The organism is Methylobacterium sp. E-065, assembly GCF_022829605.1.
Classification (GTDB): Bacteria; Pseudomonadota; Alphaproteobacteria; order Rhizobiales; family Beijerinckiaceae; genus Methylobacterium.
On the sequence record NZ_JAKSYD010000114.1, the window covers coordinates 142,807 to 163,776 of the forward strand.

Here is a 20,970-nt window from a genome sequence, read left to right on the forward strand (position 1 = left end):
CATCATGGCCACTTTAGCGCGTGACGAACCGGTCCGCACCGTCCGGCGCCTATGGCCGGCGGACCGGAATGCGGTTCTCGACTACTTCCTCCGCCTGGATCCCGAGACCCGGGCCAGCCGCTTCATGGGCAACGTCAGCGAGGCCGGCGTCCGCGCCTACGCGGAGCAAGCCGTCAAAGCCGACGGAATGATGTACGGCGCCTTTGTGGAGGGCGTGCTTCGCGGACTCGGTGAGCTCCGGCCGATGGCGCCGTGCCCGTCCCGCTACGTGCTGGGCCCCCGGGCGGAAGCGGCATTCGCCGTCGAGCTGGCGTTCCGCCGCCGCGGCCTCGGTGCCGATCTGTTCGCGCGGATCGCCCGCGCGGCGCGCCACCGCGGCGTCGTCGACCTGCACGTGCGCTGCCTGTCCGGGAACGGCCCGATGCTGCGGCTCGCGGCGAAGCACGGGGCGGCCCTCCAGTATGCCGGCAGCGAGATCGACGGGGCCCTCCATCTCGAGCGACCGACACCATTTTCACTCTGGTATGAAGGCATCGCCGAGGCGTTCGACTTCAGCCTGGCAGTCAGCTTCCCGAACCGGATTGGCGCGACAGCCTGAGGCGCCTGCGCGCTTCGGCAACGCAGCGCCTATCCGATGGTGTCGCCCACCAGCGCGAAGGTCAGGAGATCCACTGAGGCAGCCCCGCCGCGCAGGAGCGCACGGGCTGCGGCATTGCCGGTCGCGCCGGTCGTCGTGACGTCATCGACCAGCAGCACCCTGCGCCCGCGGATCCGATGGGCTTCGGCGGGCGGTACCCGGAATGCGCCGCTCAGGTTCTCGGCCCGTGCCGCCCGGCTCAGTCCGACCTGGGAGCGTGTCGCCCGGGCACGTTCGAGGGCCGCCGGGACAAAAGGACGGTCCGCATCGGCGGCGATCGCCTGGGCCAGCAGGGCCGCTTGATTGAAGCGGCGGCGCCAGAGGCGGGCCCGATGGAGCGGCACCGGCACAAGGCATTCGGCTTCCGCGATCAGGCCTCGACCACTGGCCGACATCATCCGGGCCATCACCTTCGCGAGATCGAGACGATCCTCGTACTTCAGGCGATGCGCGAGGCGACGCGCCACCGAATCGTAGAGGGCAACGGCCCGGCACCGGCCGAAGACCGGCGGCTCGGCGATGGCGCGGGGTGAGAGCAGCGGCCCGATCCCCAGATCCACTGCGAAGGGCGTTCCATAGCGCTGGCAGACCGGCTCCTCGATCAGGCGCAGGCCCGACCAGCAACTTGGGCAGAGGGCACCGGGATCGGCCGTCGCCGCGCCGCATCCTGAGCATGCGGGCGGGTAGATCAACGACAAAGCCCCGCGCGGTATCCCGCGCAGGGCTGCAGCGACCGTCCGGATCGCCGTCATGACACGTCCGGAACGATTAGCTTGGTGTTACTGAGCCGAAACGGGCCGTGCCTGCGGGGCCATCTGCTGCTGGTCCTGGCGGGCCTGGGAATTGGCGCGGTGACGACCGATGGCGCAGCCGGCGGCAGCGCCGACCAAGCCGTGATGGCCAGCGTAATGGCCGGCGATGCCGCCGACGATTGCGCCCTTGATGCAGCCCTTCGCCTGTGCGCCGCCCGCGGCGGTGAGGGCGGCGAGGGCCACGGCGGCGATGAGCGTGCGCTTCATGAGGGTTGCTCCCAGTCAATCTCGGCCATTATGGCCAGCTGCAGCAGGAACGGCAGGCCACCCCGGTCGTTCCGCCCTTCGGCCGCAGCTCACGAATCTGTGCTGTACCGGCGGCATCATGCGTCCCAGGTGCTGGCGGGAGGCTGTCGTGAGCGCCATCTGCGCGGGATGGATCTGCCCGCCACCCTGTTCGATACCCCCATCGCCCGTCAGCGGCTCGGCCGCGCCGTCCGGAGCGGTTATGCCGGCTTCCTCCTCGACCGCCTGACCGAGGATCTGGACGACCGCCTGGGCGCCGTGTTGCGCAGCTTCGCGACCGTGCTGGACCTCGCCACCCCGATCCCAGCCGCCGGACCGATCCTCGCGCGCCGGTATCCGCAGGCGCAGCATATCCGGCTCGCGTCGCTGCCCGAGCCGGGTGGCAACAGGATCGTCGGCGATCCGGAGCTGCTGCCGCTCGCGCCCGACAGTCTCGACCTCGCGGTCTCGCTGCTCGCCCTCCACGGTGTGAACGATCTTCCCGGGACCCTGATCCAGCTTCGCCGGGCCCTCCGGCCGGACGGCCTGTTCGTCGGATGTTTCCTGGGCGGCGCCACCCTCACGGAGCTGCGCCAGAGCTTCGGCCAAGCCGAGAGCGAGGTCGAGGGCGGGATCAGCCCCCGGGTCGCCCCCTTCGCGGCCGTGCGCGAGGCGGGGGCCCTGCTGCAGCGGGCAGGTTTCGCGCTTCCTGTTGCCGACACCGATACTCTGACGGTGCGCTACGCCGATCCGTTCAGCCTGATGCGCGACCTGCGCGCCATGGGCATGACCAACATCCTCACCGAGCGGCGGCGGACTCCGCTGCGCCGGGCGACCCTCCTGCGGGCCGCGGAGATCTACGCGACGCGCTTCGCGGACCCGGACGGGCGCGTGCGGGCGACCTTCGAGGTGCTGTGGCTTTCGGGCTGGGTGCCGCATGCCAGCCAGCAGAAGCCGCTGCGGCCGGGCAGCGCCAAGTCGCGCCTCGCCGACGCTCTCGGAACGATCGAGTTGAAACCGGAGGCACCAGAATCACCATGAAGATACCCGGACCCGACCATCCGATCACCGTCACCCCGGAGCCGCGCCGCGTCCGCGTCATCGTAGCCGGCACGATCGTGGCGGATACGCGCGCCGCCCTGCGGCTGGAGGAAGCCCGATATCCACCGGTCTTCTACGTTCCGCGCCGCGATACGCTCGCAGACGCCTTCGTGCCGTCGGCGCGCACCAGCCACTGCCCCTACAAGGGCGACGCTGGCTACTTCGATCTCTCGGTCGCCGGGACACGGCGTCCCGATGCTGTGTGGAGCTACGAGGCCCCCTACCCCGCGGTCGCGGCCATCCGCGAGCATGTGGCGTTCTATCCGGATCGGGTCGACGTTATCGAAGTCATGGACTGATCGACCCGACGGTCGGAGCGACTAGATGCGGACCAGGCTCCAGAAGCCGTATTTGCGGCCGTGGTCGCGTTTCAGCTTCGCACGGTAGCCCGCCGGATCCGGCTCGATCGCGTCCGCCTCGAGCCTCGCCGCCAAGCCGTCGAGCTCCGCAAGGTAGCGCGCGGCGTGTGGGTAGGCCGGGCTGCGGCCGTAATCGAGGATCCCGTCGATCAGGCGCCGGTAGAGGATCGTGGCGGCCAGGGGATGGTCCTGGGTTAGCACTTCCGCGGCCGGCGCCAGGATGTTGTACTGCAGGGCCCCGTTCCAGACCGTCGGATGATCCGTCACCAGACGGGCGGCGCGTCGTAGATCCGGCCACGATGTCAGGAACGCGAGGGCCCGGTGCTGATCCGGAAAGGCGCCGGCGTGGTCCAGCGCGCGGTGCAGCGCCTCCTCGTCCTCGAAATCGGGCAGCTTGGCGAGGAAGCCGCGCAGCATGGGGGCGTCGATTTCTCGTTCGAACCGGCCCCACCGCAGATCCTGCGCCTCCGCCATCCGGCCGAGGGCGTCGAGGATCTCGATCTCGACCACCAGCCGCTCGCGCTCGGGCACCCGCGGGTCGAAGCTCGCGATCAGGTCTGCCCGTGTGGTCGCGCGGCGTGCGTTGGGTTCCGGCTTGCGCCGAATCCAGTCGAGCGCTTCCTGCGCGCGGCCCGCGCCGAGCAGACGTTTGGCGATCTCGGTCCGGTTCTCGGACCCGGGCGCGATCTGGCTCTCGATCGCCACGTAGGCGTCGGCATCACCGCGGCGGTCGGCGATGGTCTGGCGCAGGCGCAGGATCTCCGTCTTGTTGTCCAGCCGGTATGCGGCTGCGCGCTTCCGCCCTTGGCCGGTATCGGGACGCGCGATGGCTTCGGCCAGTCCCGCGTCGATCTCCGCAAGGGCGTCCACCGGCAGGACCGACACGGTCTCCCCCAGGAGGGCGCCGAGCGGCCCGAACGGATCGTCGGTGAACGGGCGCACGAGGCCCAGTGCGACGCGCGCCGCGGCTTCGGGGGGCAACGCGCCCGCGATCTCGACGTAGGCCGCGGAGGCGCGCTCGAAGATGCCCTGAATCGCACCGTTGCCGTCGTCCACCCGGTCGAGCACGAGGTCGGCGGCTTCGAGGAACCGGCGGAGCCGGTCGAGGGCGGCGCCGGGATCGAGGGGCCGCAGCTCGTTCACGATAACCGTGACGACGGCGCTGAGATCGGCCGCGAAGGCCCGGCGCTTCTGCCAATCGATGTAGCTTTGGGCACCTTCGAGCGCCGTCAGCCGCCGGTCCACGATCGCGGCAACGGCCTCCGGCCCCTGGAGCGAAGCGAGCGCCGCGCTGACCAGCTTCTTGAAGCCGGGATTGCGCGCCGTCTCGCCCAGGATGAGGCCGATCAGGCGGTCGGGGCCCAGCGCCGCCAGGGTCTCGGTCGACGGCGTGGTACGCCGCGCGCCCTTCGGCAGGGGTGTCTTCGCAGGCACCTTGGAAGGCGCCTTGGAAAGCGCCTCCGGCTTCACCGCTCGCGTTCGCGCCACGACCACTCCTGTCGATGCGCACGGATCCGCATGGCCGCCGCGCGGCTCTACTCGACGACCTTGGCGCGCGGCCGGTCGCTGCCCTGGGCGGTCTCGTCGTGCCAGCCGCCGGCCTGATCCTGATAGCGGATCCCCTCGGTCGAACCTGGCACCTGCTGCTCGGCCGCCGCGGCCTGGGCTGCCTGGAGTGCCTCATCCCGGCTCGGGAAGGTCTCGGAGAACACGTCGCCGACCTTATAGGCGAAGCCACCGTCGTGCTCGACGATGCGATAGGTAACCTCAGACATCACGCCTCCTGTACGCGTCCATGATCGTTGAGCGCGAACCCACCGGACGCGCCACGGTTCCAGCGCGTGCCCGGCACCGGCCTCCGATCCGCCGGAAAGTGGCGCTAGGGCGGTGCGATCCCGGTTGGGCCAAGATGACGATGCAGTTTCGAACGATCCTCGCCCTCACCCTTCTCCTGGCCGCGCGGCCGGCCAGCGCCGAGGAGGGGTTTTTCGACAAGCTGTTCGGCGGCTCATCGCGGGGGGCGCCGCCCAACCCCTTTGCCTCGAATTACCCGTCGGCCCCGCCGACGGCGGACGAGGTCCGGGCCGAACGCCAAAGGCGGCCCGGTCGCGCCGAGCGCGGGACTCAGGCTGCGCCGCTGCCCCCGGGCCGCGTCCCCGAGGAATGAAGTTCAGAGCACTCGCCGCCGAAGTGGACGCCGGTTCGGCGCAAGAGAGCGCGTCAAAACAAAGACTTAGAGCCGTACTCGATGGCAACGCGATCGGGCACGGCCCTAGCCGTCGCCCATGACGCCGGCGGCGTCCTGCGCCTGAAGCACGTCCGGGCGCGGCATCGAGATGATGTTGTAGCCGGCATCCACGAAGTGGACCTCGCCGGTCACGCCACCGGAGAGCGGCGACAGCAGGTAGAGCGCCGAGCCGCCGACATCCTCCATGCTGACCGTACGACGCAGCGGGGCGTGGGCGCGCTGATGGTTGAACATCAGTCGGGCATCGGCGATCCCGGCGCCCGCCAGCGTGCGCATCGGACCGGCCGACAGGGCGTTCACCCGGATCCCGTCGGGCCCGAGGTCGCTGGCCAGATAGCGGACCGAAGCTTCGAGGGCCGCCTTCGCGACACCCATCACGTTGTAGTTCGGCATGACCCGCGTCGAGCCACCGTAGGTAAGCGTCAGCAGGGAGCCACCCTGTTTCATCCGCTTGGCGGCGCGCTGGGCGATTTCCGTGAAGGAGAAGCACGAGATCGTCAGCGTGCGCGCGAAATTCTCGCGCGTGGTGACGTCGACGTAGCGGCCCTTGAGCTGCGCCTTGTCGGAGAAACCGATGGCGTGGACCACGAAGTCGAGTTCTCCGCCGAACCGCGCGTCGAGCGCCTCGAACGTGGCGTCGACCGAGGCGAGATCCTCAACGTCGCAGGGCAGGACGACATCCGAACTGAGCTGTGCAGCGAGCGGGGTAACACGTCGGCCCAAGGCCTCGCCCTGATACGTGAAGGCGAGCCGGGCTCCCTCAGCGTGCAAAGCCTTGGCGATACCCCAGGCGATCGAGTGATCGTTGGCGACGCCCATGATCAGGCCGCGCTTGCCCGCCATCAATCCTGTCATGCCGACACATGTCCCGAACGAGCGCACCGACCCCGGAGACGGAGGCGGGCCGCGATGCGCTCGACCGAACCGCGGCAGGGTGCCTTACCGTGCCTCGCCCCGTGCTCCAAACGCGCCGACGCTGCACAGCCGACAAAAAAGCCCCGCCTGTCGGCGGGGCGTTCACGAACCTGCGCGCAGAGTCAGAAGTAGCCTTCGGTCTCGGCACTCGCCGCATCGATCAGCGCCTGCTTCGCGTAGATCGCCGCATATCCGGCAATCATCAATCCGCTCAGCGCTCCGAGGATGAACGTCCCCATGGCCACCACCAATCCTTGACGCGTGGTAAACGGCGTCGAGGCGTGGGAGGTTCCGGCCGGCGCGGTCAGACGTCGACGTGCTTCAGCACCAAAGTCGCGTTCGTCCCACCGAACCCGAAGGAGTTCGTCAGGACGTGGCCGAGCTTGGCGTTGTCCCGGCGCGCCCGCAGGATCGGCATGTCGGCGAAGGCGGGGTCGAGCTCATCGATATGCGCGCTTTCGCAGATGAAGCCGTTGTTCATCATCAGCAGGCTGTAGATCGCCTCCTGCACGCCGGTGGCCCCCAGCGAGTGACCGGTCAGGGACTTGGTGGCGGCGATCGGCGGACAGGAATCGCCGCGCCCGAACACCTCGCGGATCGCTTCGATCTCCTTGTCGTCGCCCACCGGCGTCGAGGTGGCGTGGGGATTGATGTAATCGATCCGCGCGCCCTTGAGCCCCTCGATCGCCTGCCGCATGCAACGCATCGCGCCCTCGCCGGAGGGCGCCACCATGTCGTGCCCGTCCGAGGTCGCACCGTAGCCGGCAATCTCACCGTAGATGCGTGCGCCGCGCGCCTTGGCGTGCTCCAGCTCTTCGAGCACGAGGACGCCAGCGCCTCCGGCGATGACGAAGCCGTCGCGATTGGCGTCATAGGCGCGGGAGGCCCGGGACGGGGTCTCGTTGAACTTCGACGACATGGCGCCCATCGCGTCGAACAGCACGGAGAGCGTCCAGTCGAGATCCTCGCAGCCGCCCGCGAAGATGATGTCCTGCCGCCCGCCCTGGATGATCTCGGCGGCGTTTCCGATGCAATGGTTCGACGTCGCGCAGGCCGAGGAGATCGAGTAGTTCACGCCGCGGATCTTGAACCACGTGGCGAGCGTCGCCGAGGCGGTCGATGACATCGCCTTCGGCACCGCGAACGGGCCGATCCGCTTCGGTCCCTTTTCGCGGGCGATGGCGGCGGCCTCGACGATCACCCGGGTCGACGGACCGCCCGAGCCCATGATGATGCCGGTGCGCTCGTTCGAGATATCGCCCGATTCCAGCCCCGCATCGGCGATCGCCTGATCCATCGCGACGTGGTTCCAGGCGGTGCCGCCGCCATGGAAGCGCATGGCGCGCCGGTCCACCACACCCTCTGGATCGAGGGTCGGTGCGCCGGAGACCTGGCTGCGGAAGCCGTGCTCGGCGTAGCTGGCATCGCGCGCGATGCCAGAGCGGGCTTCGCGCAGGGAGGCCAGCACCTCCTGCGTGTTGTTGCCGATGGACGAGACGATGCCCATCCCGGTGATGACGACACGGCGCATGATGGTGACGATACCTCCGTCGCGGCGTCGCTCGCGCGCGCCACGTCCCGGTCAGCTAAGATGACGCGGCGACAATCTCAACTGCTGAAGCCGCCGGACGTTGCGGCCGAGCTGCAAACGGCGCCGCCGACGTGGATTATTCAGCTCTGGAACAGGCCGACGCGCATGTCCTGGACTTGGTAGACCCGCTCGCCGTCCGCCTCAAGCCAGCCATCGCCGATCCCGAGCACGAGCTTGCCCTGCCGGACGCGCTTGACGTCAACGTTGTAGACGACCCGCTTCATCGACGGCAGCACCTGACCCGCGAGCTTCACCTCGCCCACGCCCAGCGCCCGGCCGCGGCCCGGTGAACCGAGCCAGCCGAGATGGAAACCTAGCATCTGCCACAGCGCGTCGAGACCAAGGCAGCCCGGCATCACGGGGTCGCCCTGGAAGTGGCAGGGGAAGAACCAGAGGTCCGGACGGATGTCGAGTTCCGCAGTCACATGGCCCTTGCCGTGGGCGCCCCCGTCGGTGCCGATCGACGTGATCCTGTCGAACATCAGCATCGGAGGCAGGGGCAGCTGCGCGTTCCCGGACCCGAAGAGCTCGCCCCGCCCGCAGGCCAGAAGGTCCTCGTAGGAGTAGTGCGACCGGCGGCTCGCGTTCGGCCCGGAGGTGTCGGCGTCTGGCGGCATTGCGTTGGCTATGTCCTCGGATTCCGGATGCGGCGTGCTTGCGCGTGGAGGTGGCCGCCCCTCATGTGGCGCGCGGGGTAGCACGGGGCGGTGCACCTTCAAAGCCGCTGGCCGGCGGGCCGCGTCGGTGCGGTGCGGCAACGCTCGGGTTGCGACCACATGACCAGTTCCATATACTGAGTGGAATCTTCCGAGGCCCCACGTCGAGCGTTCAGTCCAGCAATGTCCGAACCGGTGCCCTTCCAGGCCGTCTTCAACGGGCGTGTCCCCCTCCCCCAGCTGGAGGCCAACGGCATGCCGCGCCGCGGCTGCCCGCTCTCCGATCTGCGCGATCGTCTGCGCCGGGCGGGTCTGCGGCCCACGCGGCAGCGCCTCTCGCTGGGCTGGCTGCTGTTCGGCCGCGGCGATCGTCACCTGACGGCGGAGATGCTGTACGACGAAGCCATGCGCGCCAAGGTGCCGGTCTCGCTGGCGACGGTCTACAACACCCTGCACCAGTTCACCGAAGCTGGGCTCCTGCGCCAGCTCGCGCTCGACGGGTCGAAGGCCTATTTCGACACCAATCCGAGCGAGCACCACCATTTCTACCTGGAGGATGAGAGCCAGGTGATCGACATGCCCGATTGCGGGATCACGGTGGATTCGCTGCCCGAGGCTCCCGAGGGCATGGAGATCGCCGGCGTCGAGGTGATCGTGCGTCTGCGCCGCGCCCGGCCGAACGGACGCCGCCAGAGCTGAATTGGCGGACTAACAATCAGGATCTTCGAAGGGGCCCGGCATCATCCGGGCCTTTTTTGTTGGTCCGCCGGCTAGTCCACGACTTCGTTCGGATAGACGCCCCACAGGCGATTCTGGCGAATATAGCCGTCCACGTCCCGCTTGTTGGGGAGCGCCACGATCAGGCGGCACCACGAGCCGGTGCAGCTCTTCACGCTGCCGATCACACCCGTCTGGAGCTTGGCCTCGTCGTCGGCACCGTCATCGGCCTTGGCGCGCAGCGACACGGCGGCCTTCTCGACGCCCTTGTCGGGACCGGCATTGACGATGGCGGTACGCCGTCCGGACAGCAGCGAGTGCAGGACCCAACCCTCGGTCCCCTCCGAATCGCGGATCCGGCGCCAGGTCTCGAACTCGCCGACGATCTCGACGGGGAGCCCGGCCCGCTGGAACACCCACAGCGTCCGGTGATCCTTGGAGGGTCCCTCACGCAGGTTGACGCGGTCGGTCTTGAGGCTGGCGTAGCGCGGCAGCGGCAGCTTGGTCACAGGACCGATCCCGGTCTCGATCGGTGCCGCGGGCGCCGCCGCCGCTTCGATCGCGGGGCCGCCCGCCAACAGCGCCGCGACGGCGAGGCTGAGGCGTAACACGCGCATGGTCGTCTCCCTGTCCGGATAGGCCGATGGTGGTGAATGGGCCTGTCGAAAGCGTGGCTCTTTCAGCGTGCGGACCGTGCCCGCATCCGATTGTGTTCCAGCCCACCTCTGGTAGAGAGTCCCATGGGCCGGGACAGGCTCCGGAACCGGCGCCGCGCGACCGATCCTGTCTGGCCGAATTCGGTTAACGGACGCTTGCGCGGGGCGGTCCCGCCGGGCGCCGCGACCGCGGCCGAAGAGCTGACGGGGAGAGAGACGTGTCGAAGCGCAAGCCGCTGGTGGTCGTGACGCGGCGGCTGCCGGATGCCGTCGAGACGCGGATGCGCGAGCTGTTCGACGTCCGCCTCAGTTCCGACGATGCGCCGATGGCGGCCGACACGATGGCGGCCGCCCTGCGTGAGGCCGATGTCCTCGTCCCCACCGTCACCGACGAGATCGACGCCGGGCTGATCGCCCAGGCTGGCCCAAACCTGCGGCTCATCGCCAATTTCGGCAACGGCGTCGATCACATCGACGTCGCGGCGGCGCTGGAGCGCGGCATCACGGTTACCAACACGCCCGGCGTGCTGACCGAGGACACTGCCGACATGACGATGGCGCTGATCCTCGCCGTGTCCCGTCGGGTGGCCGAGGGCGCGCGGATCATCCCGGACGACGAGTGGACCACCGGCTGGTCGCCCACCTGGATGCTCGGACGGCGCATCACCGGCAAGCGGCTTGGGATCGTCGGCATGGGCCGCATCGGGCAGGCGCTCGCCAAGCGCGCCCGGGCGTTCGGCCTGCAGGTCCACTACCACAATCGCCGCCGGGTGCCGGCCGCCATCGAGAGCGCACTCGACGCGACCTACTGGGAATCCCTCGACCAGATGCTGGCGCGGGTCGACATCGTGTCGGTCAACTGCCCGCACACGCCGGCCACCTACCATCTGCTCTCGGCGCGGCGGCTCAAGCTGCTCAAGCCCGAGGCCGTCGTGGTCAACACCGCCCGCGGCGAGGTGATCGACGAGAACGCGTTGGCGCGGCTGATCGAGGGCGGCGAGATCTCGGCCGCCGGCCTCGACGTGTTCGAGCAGGAGCCGGCCGTGAGCCCGCGGCTCGTGAAGCTCGCCCGCCAGGGCAAGGTCGTCCTGCTGCCCCATATGGGCTCGGCGACCTACGAGAGCCGCATCGACATGGGCGAGAAGGTCATCATCAACATCAAGACCTTCATGGACGGCCACCGGCCGCCGGACCGGATCCTGCCCAGCATGCTCTGACGAAGCCCCGGTCGACCGTCACAGGACGTCGCCGGTCACCGCCGGACGCTTCATCCCCTGGACGCCTTGGAACAGGCGTTCACTGGTGAGCTTCAGGAAGTAGAAGCCGAATTCCGGGTTCTGGTAGTAGAGCTGCTTCACGTCCGAGTAGGTTACACACAGCGCGTGTCCGGCCTCGATGCAGACCAGCGAGGCCGTGCGGGCATTGCCCGGCGACAGGAGGCCGAGCTCGCCGACGATTCCGCCGGCGCGGACCTCGATGTCGACCTCCGGGATCCGAAAGACGCCGCTCTCGACGTAGTACATCTCGTCGGCGGAATCGCCCTTGCGGAAGACCACCTCGCCGATGCCGAACGGGCGCCGTGAGCCGAACGGACGCAGCCATTCGAGCGAGAGGTCGCCGCCGACCGCCGTCTCGACATCGCGGACGAGCCGCAGCATCTGCCAGAGCCGGTAGGCGTTGAACGGCATCTGGATCAGCTCGGTCAACACCACCGGTATGCTGCCGATCATGCTGCCGTAGGTGATCACCACGCAGCTCGCGCAGAGCGAGATGATCCGCAGGGGGATCATCGTGCTCATGGCGGTCGCCGAGATCGTCAATACCGTGCCGAGGTAGCCGATCGCCTCGATCCAATCCATGGTCGTCCCCCTGATCACAAGAGGGGGATGCCCATCCCGCTTGGCCTCGGCAAGCGGCTCGGACGGCTGCCCGGTCTGCGCGGCTCAGGCTGTGCCCGAGCGGATACGCGTCGCGACGGCCTCGGCGGCGCGCGCGCCCTCGGCGAAGGCGCCCCCCACCGTGCCCCATTGCTCCCGGGACAGCGCCTCGCCGGCAAACCACACCGTGCCGCCGACAGGCTCGTGCAGACGCTGTCGGGCCGGCGCATGGCCCGGCGGGACGACGGCCCAGGAGCCCCGCGACCACGGATCGTGGCGCCACGTGCTCACCGCCGGGATACTCAGGTCGCGCACGCGGTGATGACCGAACAGGTCGGCCAGCACCGCCCGGACATGCCGGCGCACGCCGTCCACCCCCGATCCTGCCGCATCGAGCACCGCGGCCTCGCGCAGGTCGAGCTCGTAATAGTGGAACGGCGTGCCGTCGATGCGCGTCAGCAGGCCCGGCGGCGTGCGGCGCCGACCATGGATCGCGGCCAGACGGTCGCGACCGCGAAACGGGCTCGACGGCCAGTGCAGCACCGCGTGCTCGTAGATGCCGGTGGTGAAACCGTCGATCGCGGCGCGGACCGCGTTGGGCAGGGGCGGCGTGAAGGCCGGCCCGTCGCGCAGCACCATCATCGGGATGGTCACGATCAGCGCCCGCGCCCCATAGGCGACACCGTCCGCGGTCTCGACCCTGACCCGACCGCCCGACCAATCGATCCGCGTCACGGCCTGCGCCAGCGCCACCGGCAGCCCGTCTGCAAGGCGGGCCAGATAGTTGCCGTAGCCGTCGGCCAGAAAGAAGTTGTCGCTGTACTCCATGCTGGGAAAGTCGTTGAGCGAGACCTGCTCGAGCGGCCGGCCGGAGACGAGGCCGTGAACCTGCGCCACCCGGGAGCCCCAGGGTCCGAGACCCGGCGGGAGGGCGCGTGCGGCGGGCCGGTCGTCCCCGGGCTGCGCGGCGCCCCCGGTCATGGCCCGGTCGGCCCGCGCGAAAGCCCGGGCGTTGGCCCGGACCTCATCGGCCCGCCCGGGCCGGCGTCCGACCCAGACATGGCTCTCCTGCGGTGCCCGGCGCAGCCGCTCGCCCCGCGCCCGGCCCAGGGCCACCAAGGGATTGATCGGTCCGGCATGGAGCCAGTGAGCGCCGAGATCGAGGGCATGGCCGCGCAGGGCTACCGTCAGGGCCCGGCCACCGACCCGGTCGCGGGCTTCGAGCACGGCCACGGATACGCCCCGGGCCTGCAGCGTCCGGGCCGCACCGATGCCCGCTGCGCCCGCGCCGATGATCAGCACTTCCGGCGCCTCCGGCAGCGGCGCGAGCCTGGGCCGGTAGGCGGGCCGCATCGGCGGATCGACACCGCGGGGGCCGGCTGATCGCGGAACCGGGGTCTCTCGTGTTGCGTCCTGCACGCGCACTCCTCGTTCCCTCGCCGACCCTGCGGCACGGGCAGCCTTGCGCCGCCGACCGCGCCGCTTCACAACGCGCCGGCGCCGCGACCGGCGGCGACCGGAACACACCCGATGCTCGTCGAGTCCGCCGCGGCGGCCCTGCGCCAGACCTTCTCGCCTCCCCTGCGGGCGATCCTCTGGAAATCCCTCGGTCTGACGCTGGGACTCCTGGTCCTGGTCTGGTTCGGCCTGACCCGGTTGGTTCAGGCGTTTCAGGCCAGCCATCATATCTCGTCCCAGTACCCGATCCTCGACACCCTCGCCTACTACTTCGCGGGCTTCGGCCTGTTCGTCGCACTGGCCTACCTGATGCCGGCGATCTCGATCCTGGTGGCGGGCTTCTTCCTCGACGACGCGGCCGAGATCGTCGAGCGAACGGATTTTCCGGGGGACCCGCCAGGGCGCGCCATGCCGCTCGGCACCGCGATGCTGTACGCCGTCCGCTTCGCCGGGGTGACGCTGCTGGTCAATCTCGCGGCGCTCGTGATCTTCTTCGTCCCGGTGATCGGGATCGTCGCCTTCTTTGCCGCCAACGCCTATCTGCTGGCCCGGGAATATTTCGAGATGGCAGCGGCTCGGTTTCGGCCGTTGCCGGAGGCTGCCGCCATGCGCCGCGCCTTCTCTGTGCGGACGCTCGGCGCCGGCTGTCTGCTGTCGGCGATGATGGTCGTGCCGATCGTCAACCTGCTGACACCGCTGTTCGGCATCGCCCTGATGGTCCACCTGCACAAGCGTCTCAGCCGTAATTTGCGCCTCGCTGCACCCGGCACGCCGGAGCGGGTGATGCGGCCATAGCCCGCTCTGGCCGCGACGGGGTTTGCCCGCTACCTTCGCCGGAGCCGGGCGGGGCCGGGGCGGAGAGCCGATCGATGAAGGCGCACGACGCGGCGCAGGACGTTCCCCCGCCCCCCGGCATCGTGCCGTTCCTCCTCGTCGGCCTCGTGGCGATCGGGTTGGTGGGCTGGGGTGCCTATGGCCACTGGCAGCGGGACGCCGAGGCGAGCGCGACGCTGGAGCAGATCAAGACCCTCGTGCCGCAGGTGCGCCTCGTGGCAGTGGAGCGTGCCGAGGGACCGCTCGATCTCGTGCTCCCGGGCGAGATGCAGGCTTTCACCACAGCGGCGATCGCAGCCCGGGCCACCGGCTACATCGCGGAGCGCCGCGTCGACATCGGCTCGCGTGTGAAGGCCGGCGACCTGTTGCTGCGGATCGCGGCGCCGGATCTCGATCAGCAACGCGCCCAGGCCGAGGCGCAGGTCGGTCAGCTCAGAGCGCAGCTTCTTCAGGCACAGGCGCAGGTCGAGCAGGCCCGCGCCAACGTGAATCTCGCCAACCTCACCAACAACCGGACCACGACGCTCGCCGTGCAGGGCTGGGCGTCCCGTCAGAACGCCGACACCTCGCAGGCCGGCGTCCTGTCGCAGGCCGCGACGCTCGCCGCCGCGGAGGCCGGCGTGAAGGTGGCGACCGCCAACATCAAGTCGCAGGAGGCCGTAGTCGACCGGCTGAAAGCGCTGACGGCATTCGAAAACGTCGTGGCGCCCTTCGACGGGGTCGTCACGATCCGCAACGTCGATGTCGGTGACCTCGTCCGCGCCGATAACGGCGGCACATCGCTGCTGAGCATCGATCAGGACAGCGCCCTGCGCATCTCCGTCAACGTGCCCCAGAACGACGCCGTCGGCGTCAAACCCGGGGTCGCGGCGGTGATCACGGTGCCGCAGCTTCCCGGCAGGACGTTCGACGGCTTCGTGGAGCGCAGTTCGGTCGCCCTGAACGCCGCCTCGCGGACGTTGACCACGCAGGTCGACGTGCCCAATCCCGACCGGCAGCTGCGGGCCGGCTTCTACGCCCACGTGACCCTGAAGATCCCGCGCTCCGAGCCGGCGGTCTCGGTGCCCGCGGAGGCGACGGTGTTCAACGCCAACGGTCTCCAGGTCGCGCAGGTCGGCGATGATGACCGGGTGACGTGGCGGACGGTCAAGATCCGGCGGGATCTCGGGCGCACCCTCGAGCTCGAATCGGGTCTGACGGCCGACAGCCGCATCATCTTCAGCCCGCCGCCGGAGCTTCGCGATGGTCAGGCGATCGAGCGTCTGACGACACCGCCGGAGCCGACGCCGATGCGGTCGGCTCAGCGCTGATCGGTTCGCCCGGTCTCAGTTCACCCGGACGACGAGCTTCATCTTCGGGTGGATGCCGCACAGAACCTGGAACGTGCCGTGTTCGGTGAAGGTGATCGGCACGCGGCTGCCCGGTTCCTGATCGCCGGAATCGAAACTGAACGTCTCCGACTCGACGAAGACGTGGTGCAGCAGGTCGCTATCGTCGTTGACGAAGGTCACCACTTCGCCCCGGGCAACCGCGAGATTGTCGGGATGAAACATCCGGCCTTTCTGCGAAACCAGGATGCCCGACGCCTGGAGCTGCTCCGTGACGAGCAATCCGCAGGCTGCACCGAGGACCAGGGCCAGCACCACGGAGACCGAAATCGGGCGCCGGAGGCTTAGTGCGATCCGTACGACGGAAGCGGACATGTGATCCCTCGGCTTTCGAGGAACAGCTTCGCACGGACTTCCTTGAAAATTCATTCCCCGATACCCGCATTCAGCGCGCTTTGTGCGGGTCGTTCGGGGAATGACCTTATTTTCACGCCAGGGTTTAAATCGAATTGGCGGGAGTGCGAGCTAAGCGCCTCTTAATATGTCGCAACTACAGATAGTCGGACGTGTGGGGCGACGGCCGGTGCGATGCAAGATCCCGAGGCGGCAACGGAGACCAGGAGCCCGGCGAAGCCGTCGGCCGCGGCGCGTGGCCTCTCGGGTTTCTTCACCACGGTCCGCGGCCGGATCTTCGTCGCGTTCCTGAGCATGAGCCTGCTCTCGGGGGCGCTCGGGCTCTACGCGGTGGTCGCGATCTCGCACATCGGCACTCTGGTCAATCGGACCTACGACGAGTCGCTGATGTCCATCAATTACGCCCGGGCGACAGCGGCCGACTTCGCCAAGATGCGCACGGCTTTCGCCCGGCGGATGCACCTGCGCAACGAGGCCGAGACAGCCAAGCTGAATGCCGAAATCGCGGATCTGTCGACGACGCTGGCCGAGGATCTGACGATCGCGGTCGAGCGCTCGCAGTCCGACCGGGCGGTGCGGACCGCCGGAGCGGTTCAAGCTGCGGTCAGCGCGTGGGAGGAGATGCGGCGCACGCTCGATCCGTCGACGGCTCGCCCGGAGCGCTGGGACGCCCTGGATCAGAAGGCCAACGCGGTCGACAATCAGATCGACCTGCTCGTGAACTACACGGCGGGCGACGGCTTCACGTTCCGGCAGGCAGCCCGCTTCCTCGTGGCGCGGGAAATGCGCGTCAACGCCATTGCGGCGGTGTTGGCGATCGTCGCCTGCGGGCTCGTCGCGTGGCTGCTCAACAGGCGCATCACCGGGCCCCTCGCGGCGGCCTCCGCGGCCGCGGAGCGGATCGCCAGCGGCAGGCTTGAGGACCGCATCCCATCCGGCGGCCGGGACGAGCTCGGCAGTCTGCTCCGCTCCATGGCGGTGATGCGCGACAACATCCAGGCCATGATGGCCCGGGAGGTCAGTCAGCGCCGCCGCGCCGAGGCGCTCGTCACGGACGCACTCCAGACCTCGCGCGAGGGCGTCGTGGTGGTCGATGCGGCGGGACGGATCGCGCTCGCCAATGCCCAGGCCCAGAAATTCTTCGCGGGGCTGGGCGAGGCGATCGAGGCCGGAGTCTCCCTCTGGGGGAACCCGGAAACCACCGAATCCGCGCGCCCGAAGCCCCACGGCGATTGCTTCCTGGCGCTCGCCCGCGACGGCGATATCCGGCTGGCGGACGGGCGTTGGCTCCGGGTCAGCCGCAGCGCCACCCAGCAGGGCGGCTTCATCGCGGTCTGCAGCGACATCAGCCTGCTCAAGGAGCAGGAGGATCGCCTGACTGCCACCAACCTCCGCCTCGACGCCGCCCTCGACAACATGTCTCAGGGCCTGTGCCTGTACGATGCGCAGGACCGCCTGATGGTGGTCAACCGCCGGTACAGCGAGATCTACGGCCTGTCCCCCGGTGCGGTCGAGCCCGGAATGACTGCCGTGGAGGTGATGAATGTCAGCCTCCAAGCCGGCAACCATCCGGGCTGCGATATCGAGTCGTTGCTCCGTGCGCAGCGTGAGGCGTTCTACGGCGGGGTCTGGCACACGCATTTCCAGGAATTGTGCAACGGGCGCATCGTGGCGATCGAACGCCGCAAGACGGCCGATAACGGGTTCGTCGCCACCTACGAAGACGTGACCGAGCGGCGGCAGGCCGAGGCGCGCATCGCGTTCCTGGCGCATCACGACATGCTCACCGGTCTGCCGAACCGCATCGCCCTCGGCCAGCAGATCGAGGTGGCGATGGCGCAGGCGGGCCGCGATTACGGCTTCGCGGTCTTCGCCGTCGACCTCGACGATTTCCGGCCGGTGAATGAGACGCTGGGGCACGGCGTCGGCGACGAGTTGCTCACCGCAGTGGCGAACCGGCTGACCGCCTGCGTGCGCGAGATCGACTGCGTCGCCCGCCTCGGCGCCGACGAGTTCATCGTGATCCAGCGCGGCATCGATCGGCCCGAGGACGCGGCGGTCCTTGCCCGGCGGATTATCGAGGTGGTGAGTGCGCCCTACAGCCTGAGCAGCCACGAGATCAGCGTCGGCCTGACCATCGGCATCACCCTCGCGCCGAGCGATGGGACGAGCTGCGAGAAGCTCCTGAAGAACGCCGAGGTCGCCCTCGACCGCGGCAAGTCCGAGGCGCGGGGCTCGTTCCGATTCTTCGAGCCCGAGATGGATGCCCGCCTGCAGGCCCGCCGGGTGCTGGAGCGGGACCTGCGCGAGGCTTTGGCCCGCGAGTCGTTCGAGGTCTACTACCAGCCGATCTACAGCCTCGATGCCGACCTGATCTGCGGATTCGAAGCTCTCCTGCGCTGGGATCACCCCGTTCGGGGCTTCATCTCCCCGGCCGAGTTCATCCCGATCGCGGAGGAACTGGGTCTGATCGTTCCGCTCGGCGAGTGGGTGCTGCGCCGGGCCTGCGAGGAGGCGGCGCGCTGGCCGGATGGGCTCAAGGTCGCGGTCAACGTGTCGGCGGTGCAGTTCACCTCGGCGAGCCTCGTCAACGTCGTGCGCGAAGCCCTGCGCCGGACCGGCCTGCCCGGCCGTCGGCTCGAACTGGAGATCACCGAATCGGTGCTGGTGGCCAATCCCGGCGCCACGACTGCAATCCTCCACAGCCTCAAGGCGCTCGGTGTCCGCGTCGCCATGGACGATTTCGGCACGGGCTACTCGTCGCTGAGCTACCTGCGCAGCTTCCCGTTCGACAAGATCAAGATCGATCAGTCCTTTGTGCGCGATCTGTGCATCAAGGATGGAACGGACTTCATCGTGCGGGCGGTGATCGGGCTCGGCGCCAGCCTGGGCATGACCACCACGGCCGAGGGTGTCGAGACCGAGGCGCAGCTCGCCGTACTGCGCGCCGAGGGCTGCGACGAGGTCCAGGGCTACCTGTTCAGCCGGCCCGTGCCCGTCTCGGAGGTCAACGCGGTGATCCTCCGCTGGAATGGGGCCAGCCGCGCGATCGCGTGAGTGACGCGAGCCTTATGAGCGGAATCGCCCCTGCGGCCGCGGCATCTACAAATGGGTTGGCACCCAATCATCACCACGTTCCCTCCCCCCCTTTGCGGGGGAGGGAGGAGAAGCGGTGCCCCCCGCCCTACTCCGCCGCGTCGAGGCGCGGGCGCTCCACGTGGCTGCGCTCGGCCTTCACCAACTCGGCCGTACGGAACGCCACCTCCAACGCCTGCTCCGCGTTGAGGCGCGGGTCGCAGTAGGTGTGGTAGCGATCCTGCAGATCGTCGGCCGTCAGCGCCCGGGCACCGCCGGTGCATTCGGTGACGTCCTTGCCGGTCATCTCCAGGTGGATGCCGCCCGCGAAGGTGCCCTCGGCGCGGTGGACGCCGAAGAAGCCCTCGATCTCCTGCATCACCCGCTCGAACGGCCGGGTCTTGTAGCGGCCGGCCGGGATCGTGTTGCCGTGCATCGGATCACAGATCCACACGACCTTGCGCCCTTCCCGCTCGACCGCGCGGATCAGCGCCGGCAGGTGATCGCCGACCTTGTCGGCTCCGAACCGGCAGATCAGGCTGAGCCGCCCCGGCTCGTTCTCCGGGTTGATCAGGTCGATCAGCCGGATCAGCCCCTCGGCCTTCATCGACGGGCCGCACTTGAGGCCGATCGGGTTCTTGATGCCGCGGGCATATTCCACGTGGGCGTGGTCCGGCTGCCGGGTCCGGTCGCCGATCCACAGCATATGGCCGGAGGTCGCGTACCAGTCGCCCGTGGTCGAATCGACCCGGGTCAGCGCCTCCTCGTAGCCGAGCAGCAGGGCTTCGTGGCTGGTGTAGAAATCGGTGGTCCGCACCTCCGGATGGGTCTCCGGATTGATGCCGATCGCCCGCATGAAGTCGAGCGCATCGGTCATGCGGCCCGCCACATCCTGGTAGCGCGAGGATTGCGGCGAATCCTTCACGAAGCCCAGCATCCACCGATGCGCGTTCTCGAGGTTCGCGTAACCGCCGGTGGCGAAGGCGCGCAGCAGGTTCAGCGTCGCGGCCGACTGCCGATAGGCTTCAAGCTGACGGCGCGGATCCGGGATCCGCGCCTCCTCCGAGAAGCCGATGCCGTTGACGATGTCGCCCCGGTAGCTGGGCAGGCTCACGCCCTCCAGCGTCTCGGTGGGCGAGGAGCGCGGCTTGGCGAACTGCCCGGCAATGCGCCCGACCTTCACGACCGGCGAGCCACCCGCGAAGGTCAGCACCATCGCCATCTGCAGGAACACCCGGAAGAAATCACGGATGTTGTCGGCCGAATGCTCGTCGAAACTCTCGGCGCAGTCGCCGCCCTGCAGGAGGAACGCTTCGCCCGCGCCGACGCGCGCGAGCGCCGCCTTCAGCTTGCGAGCCTCACCGGCAAAAACCAGCGGCGGAAAGCTCGCGATCTGCGACTCGACGGCACCCAGGGCGGCCATGTCCGGATAGGTGGGGACCTGCTCGATCGGCAGGTTTCTCCAGCTCTTCGGTGTCCAACGCTCGCCCATAGCCTCTCTCCGCGCACCCTAGAGCCGTGCCCGATCGCGCGCGCCTCTAAGTCCTTGTTGTGACGCGCGCTCTTGCGCCGAACCGGTGTCCGGTTCCGCAGAAAGCGCGCTCGTCGTGCGACCGCGCCTCACGCGCGAAGCGCGGCTTATAGAGAGGTTCCCGCGCCCTGACGAGTGCCGGAATGCGAAGGGCAGGCGCGAGCGGGCTTCAGGCCTCGCCGTCCTCGACCTCGATCCCGTGCTCGGCCAGGATCCAGAAGATTGCCTCCAGATCCTCCGCGGACACATCCCGGGGGGGAAGGGCCTCTTCGAGATCGTCGTAGGTCAGGCAGCGGCGGCGTTGCGCCTCGGCCTTGGCGAGCAGTTGGTCGATCGCCTTGCGGATGTCGGGCGAGAGCGCATCGTGGTTCGGGGGGCGGTGGAAGACCGGCCGCAGCGCATCCGCCAGCAGGCCGTCGATGATGGCCTGCCGCCGCGCGTGCGCGTCGTCGCCCCCGCGTCCCTTGCCTGCGCCTTGCTTACCCATGCCCCTGATATGGCTCGGCCGGGCACCGCGTCGAGGCCCTGAGACTCTG

The 20,970-nt window shown here is 69.0% G+C and carries 22 protein-coding genes; 9 read left to right on the top strand and 13 right to left on the bottom strand.

All coding sequences use genetic code 11. From position 1 onward, the window contains the following. Positions 1–4: 4 nt before the first annotated feature. A complete protein-coding gene (locus tag MKK84_RS14865) occupies positions 5–598 on the top strand; it encodes a GNAT family N-acetyltransferase (protein WP_243920904.1) in 594 nt (197 codons plus the stop codon). 29 nt (positions 599–627) lie between these two features. Here the strand turns inward: MKK84_RS14865 and MKK84_RS14870 are convergent, their stop codons facing one another. After that, positions 628–1,389 (bottom strand): ComF family protein, encoded by a 762-nt coding sequence (locus MKK84_RS14870; RefSeq protein WP_243920906.1) that lies wholly within the window; start codon positions 1,387–1,389, stop codon positions 628–630. A gap of 27 nt (positions 1,390–1,416) precedes the next feature. Beyond that, positions 1,417–1,656: a hypothetical protein gene (locus MKK84_RS14875; RefSeq protein WP_243920908.1), complete on the bottom strand. Its 240-nt coding sequence runs from the start codon at positions 1,654–1,656 to the stop codon at positions 1,417–1,419. A gap of 168 nt (positions 1,657–1,824) precedes the next feature. Between MKK84_RS14875 and MKK84_RS14880 the strand changes: the two genes are divergently transcribed. Together MKK84_RS14880 and MKK84_RS14885 are read left to right on the top strand one after the other, a co-directional pair. Beyond that, positions 1,825–2,715: a methyltransferase domain-containing protein gene (locus MKK84_RS14880; protein WP_243920910.1), complete on the top strand. Its 891-nt coding sequence runs from the start codon at positions 1,825–1,827 to the stop codon at positions 2,713–2,715. Then, complete coding sequence (locus tag MKK84_RS14885) at positions 2,712–3,074, top strand: DUF427 domain-containing protein (protein WP_243920912.1); 363 nt, start codon at positions 2,712–2,714, stop codon at positions 3,072–3,074. Before MKK84_RS14880 ends, MKK84_RS14885 begins: the two co-directional genes overlap by 4 nt. Positions 3,075–3,095: 21 nt before the next feature. Here the strand turns inward: MKK84_RS14885 and MKK84_RS14890 are convergent, their stop codons facing one another. Both MKK84_RS14890 and MKK84_RS14895 read right to left on the bottom strand, forming a co-directional pair. Continuing rightward, positions 3,096–4,622, bottom strand: a complete 1,527-nt coding sequence (locus MKK84_RS14890; RefSeq protein WP_243920914.1) for a DUF6880 family protein — start codon at positions 4,620–4,622, stop codon at positions 3,096–3,098. Between the two features lie 47 nt (positions 4,623–4,669). After that, positions 4,670–4,909, bottom strand: coding sequence for a hypothetical protein (locus MKK84_RS14895; RefSeq protein ID WP_243920916.1), 240 nt, complete (start codon positions 4,907–4,909; stop codon positions 4,670–4,672). A gap of 140 nt (positions 4,910–5,049) precedes the next feature. Between MKK84_RS14895 and MKK84_RS14900 the strand changes: the two genes are divergently transcribed. Next, positions 5,050–5,301, top strand: a complete 252-nt coding sequence (locus tag MKK84_RS14900; protein ID WP_243920918.1) for a hypothetical protein — start codon at positions 5,050–5,052, stop codon at positions 5,299–5,301. A gap of 105 nt (positions 5,302–5,406) precedes the next feature. On the opposite strand, the gene fabI is transcribed toward MKK84_RS14900, so the two are convergent. The 3 genes from fabI to fabA all read right to left on the bottom strand — a co-directional run bounded on the left by fabI (position 5,407) and on the right by fabA (position 8,505). Next, a complete protein-coding gene (gene fabI, locus MKK84_RS14905) occupies positions 5,407–6,237 on the bottom strand; it encodes an enoyl-ACP reductase FabI (protein ID WP_243920920.1) in 831 nt (276 codons plus the stop codon). A 364-nt stretch (positions 6,238–6,601) separates the two neighbouring features. Then, on the bottom strand, positions 6,602–7,828 hold the full coding sequence (gene fabB / locus MKK84_RS14910) for a beta-ketoacyl-ACP synthase I (protein ID WP_243920922.1): 1,227 nt from the start codon (positions 7,826–7,828) through the stop codon (positions 6,602–6,604). Between the two features lie 140 nt (positions 7,829–7,968). Continuing rightward, positions 7,969–8,505 carry a bifunctional 3-hydroxydecanoyl-ACP dehydratase/trans-2-decenoyl-ACP isomerase gene (gene fabA / locus MKK84_RS14915; RefSeq protein ID WP_243920924.1) on the bottom strand — a complete coding sequence of 179 codons (537 nt, stop codon included), beginning with the start codon at positions 8,503–8,505 and terminating at the stop codon, positions 7,969–7,971. A 222-nt stretch (positions 8,506–8,727) separates the two neighbouring features. On the opposite strand from fabA, the gene irr reads away from it, so the two are divergent. After that, complete coding sequence (gene irr, locus MKK84_RS14920) at positions 8,728–9,243, top strand: Fur family transcriptional regulator Irr (RefSeq protein WP_279599532.1); 516 nt, start codon at positions 8,728–8,730, stop codon at positions 9,241–9,243. Positions 9,244–9,314: 71 nt separating this feature from the next. On the opposite strand, the gene MKK84_RS14925 is transcribed toward irr, so the two are convergent. Further along, positions 9,315–9,878, bottom strand: a complete 564-nt coding sequence (locus MKK84_RS14925; protein ID WP_243920926.1) for an SH3 domain-containing protein — start codon at positions 9,876–9,878, stop codon at positions 9,315–9,317. Between the two features lie 257 nt (positions 9,879–10,135). On the opposite strand from MKK84_RS14925, the gene MKK84_RS14930 reads away from it, so the two are divergent. Further along, positions 10,136–11,134, top strand: a complete 999-nt coding sequence (locus tag MKK84_RS14930) for a 2-hydroxyacid dehydrogenase (RefSeq protein ID WP_243920928.1) — start codon at positions 10,136–10,138, stop codon at positions 11,132–11,134. An 18-nt stretch (positions 11,135–11,152) separates the two neighbouring features. On the opposite strand, the gene MKK84_RS14935 is transcribed toward MKK84_RS14930, so the two are convergent. Beyond that, the gene (locus MKK84_RS14935; protein ID WP_243920930.1) at positions 11,153–11,776 is read right to left on the bottom strand and encodes a cyclic nucleotide-binding domain-containing protein; all 624 of its coding nucleotides are present in this window, start codon (positions 11,774–11,776) and stop codon (positions 11,153–11,155) included. An 84-nt stretch (positions 11,777–11,860) separates the two neighbouring features. Continuing rightward, positions 11,861–13,147, bottom strand: a complete 1,287-nt coding sequence (locus MKK84_RS14940) for a flavin monoamine oxidase family protein (RefSeq protein WP_243920932.1) — start codon at positions 13,145–13,147, stop codon at positions 11,861–11,863. A 177-nt stretch (positions 13,148–13,324) separates the two neighbouring features. Between MKK84_RS14940 and MKK84_RS14945 the strand changes: the two genes are divergently transcribed. Together MKK84_RS14945 and MKK84_RS14950 are read left to right on the top strand one after the other, a co-directional pair. Continuing rightward, entirely contained in the window at positions 13,325–14,047 is a 723-nt protein-coding gene (locus tag MKK84_RS14945; protein WP_243920934.1) for a sulfate transporter family protein, read from the top strand. 74 nt (positions 14,048–14,121) lie between these two features. Then, on the top strand, positions 14,122–15,396 hold the full coding sequence (locus MKK84_RS14950) for an efflux RND transporter periplasmic adaptor subunit (protein WP_243920936.1): 1,275 nt from the start codon (positions 14,122–14,124) through the stop codon (positions 15,394–15,396). Positions 15,397–15,411: 15 nt separating this feature from the next. Here MKK84_RS14950 and MKK84_RS14955 read toward each other — a convergent pair whose 3' ends face one another. Continuing rightward, positions 15,412–15,789 (bottom strand): plastocyanin, encoded by a 378-nt coding sequence (locus MKK84_RS14955; protein ID WP_243920938.1) that lies wholly within the window; start codon positions 15,787–15,789, stop codon positions 15,412–15,414. A 213-nt stretch (positions 15,790–16,002) separates the two neighbouring features. Here MKK84_RS14955 and MKK84_RS14960 point away from each other — a divergent pair, with 213 nt between their 5' ends. After that, entirely contained in the window at positions 16,003–18,885 is a 2,883-nt protein-coding gene (locus MKK84_RS14960; RefSeq protein ID WP_243920940.1) for an EAL domain-containing protein, read from the top strand. Between the two features lie 127 nt (positions 18,886–19,012). Here MKK84_RS14960 and MKK84_RS14965 read toward each other — a convergent pair whose 3' ends face one another. Next, positions 19,013–20,395, bottom strand: a complete 1,383-nt coding sequence (locus MKK84_RS14965) for a class II 3-deoxy-7-phosphoheptulonate synthase (RefSeq protein WP_243920941.1) — start codon at positions 20,393–20,395, stop codon at positions 19,013–19,015. Between the two features lie 208 nt (positions 20,396–20,603). Beyond that, positions 20,604–20,921 (bottom strand): RNA polymerase sigma factor region1.1 domain-containing protein, encoded by a 318-nt coding sequence (locus tag MKK84_RS14970; protein ID WP_243920943.1) that lies wholly within the window; start codon positions 20,919–20,921, stop codon positions 20,604–20,606. Positions 20,922–20,970 lie beyond the last annotated feature (49 nt).

Bases quoted from the DNA above. Each gene is read 5' to 3' on its own strand.
- MKK84_RS14865 (WP_243920904.1), top strand. From the start codon at position 5: ATGGCCACTTTAGCGCGTGACGAACCGGTCCGCACCGTCCGGCGCCTA.
- MKK84_RS14870 (WP_243920906.1), bottom strand. From the start codon at position 1,389: ATGACGGCGATCCGGACGGTCGCTGCAGCCCTGCGCGGGATACCGCGC.
- MKK84_RS14875 (WP_243920908.1), bottom strand. From the start codon at position 1,656: ATGAAGCGCACGCTCATCGCCGCCGTGGCCCTCGCCGCCCTCACCGCC.
- MKK84_RS14880 (WP_243920910.1), top strand. From the start codon at position 1,825: ATGGATCTGCCCGCCACCCTGTTCGATACCCCCATCGCCCGTCAGCGG.
- MKK84_RS14885 (WP_243920912.1), top strand. From the start codon at position 2,712: ATGAAGATACCCGGACCCGACCATCCGATCACCGTCACCCCGGAGCCG.
- MKK84_RS14895 (WP_243920916.1), bottom strand. From the start codon at position 4,909: ATGTCTGAGGTTACCTATCGCATCGTCGAGCACGACGGTGGCTTCGCC.
- MKK84_RS14900 (WP_243920918.1), top strand. From the start codon at position 5,050: ATGCAGTTTCGAACGATCCTCGCCCTCACCCTTCTCCTGGCCGCGCGG.
- fabI (WP_243920920.1), bottom strand. From the start codon at position 6,237: ATGACAGGATTGATGGCGGGCAAGCGCGGCCTGATCATGGGCGTCGCC.
- fabB (WP_243920922.1), bottom strand. From the start codon at position 7,828: ATGCGCCGTGTCGTCATCACCGGGATGGGCATCGTCTCGTCCATCGGC.
- fabA (WP_243920924.1), bottom strand. From the start codon at position 8,505: ATGCCGCCAGACGCCGACACCTCCGGGCCGAACGCGAGCCGCCGGTCG.
- irr (WP_279599532.1), top strand. From the start codon at position 8,728: ATGTCCGAACCGGTGCCCTTCCAGGCCGTCTTCAACGGGCGTGTCCCC.
- MKK84_RS14925 (WP_243920926.1), bottom strand. From the start codon at position 9,878: ATGCGCGTGTTACGCCTCAGCCTCGCCGTCGCGGCGCTGTTGGCGGGC.
- MKK84_RS14935 (WP_243920930.1), bottom strand. From the start codon at position 11,776: ATGGATTGGATCGAGGCGATCGGCTACCTCGGCACGGTATTGACGATC.
- MKK84_RS14940 (WP_243920932.1), bottom strand. From the start codon at position 13,147: ATGCGGCCCGCCTACCGGCCCAGGCTCGCGCCGCTGCCGGAGGCGCCG.
- MKK84_RS14945 (WP_243920934.1), top strand. From the start codon at position 13,325: ATGCTCGTCGAGTCCGCCGCGGCGGCCCTGCGCCAGACCTTCTCGCCT.
- MKK84_RS14950 (WP_243920936.1), top strand. From the start codon at position 14,122: ATGAAGGCGCACGACGCGGCGCAGGACGTTCCCCCGCCCCCCGGCATC.
- MKK84_RS14955 (WP_243920938.1), bottom strand. From the start codon at position 15,789: ATGTCCGCTTCCGTCGTACGGATCGCACTAAGCCTCCGGCGCCCGATT.
- MKK84_RS14960 (WP_243920940.1), top strand. From the start codon at position 16,003: ATGCAAGATCCCGAGGCGGCAACGGAGACCAGGAGCCCGGCGAAGCCG.
- MKK84_RS14965 (WP_243920941.1), bottom strand. From the start codon at position 20,395: ATGGGCGAGCGTTGGACACCGAAGAGCTGGAGAAACCTGCCGATCGAG.
- MKK84_RS14970 (WP_243920943.1), bottom strand. From the start codon at position 20,921: ATGGGTAAGCAAGGCGCAGGCAAGGGACGCGGGGGCGACGACGCGCAC.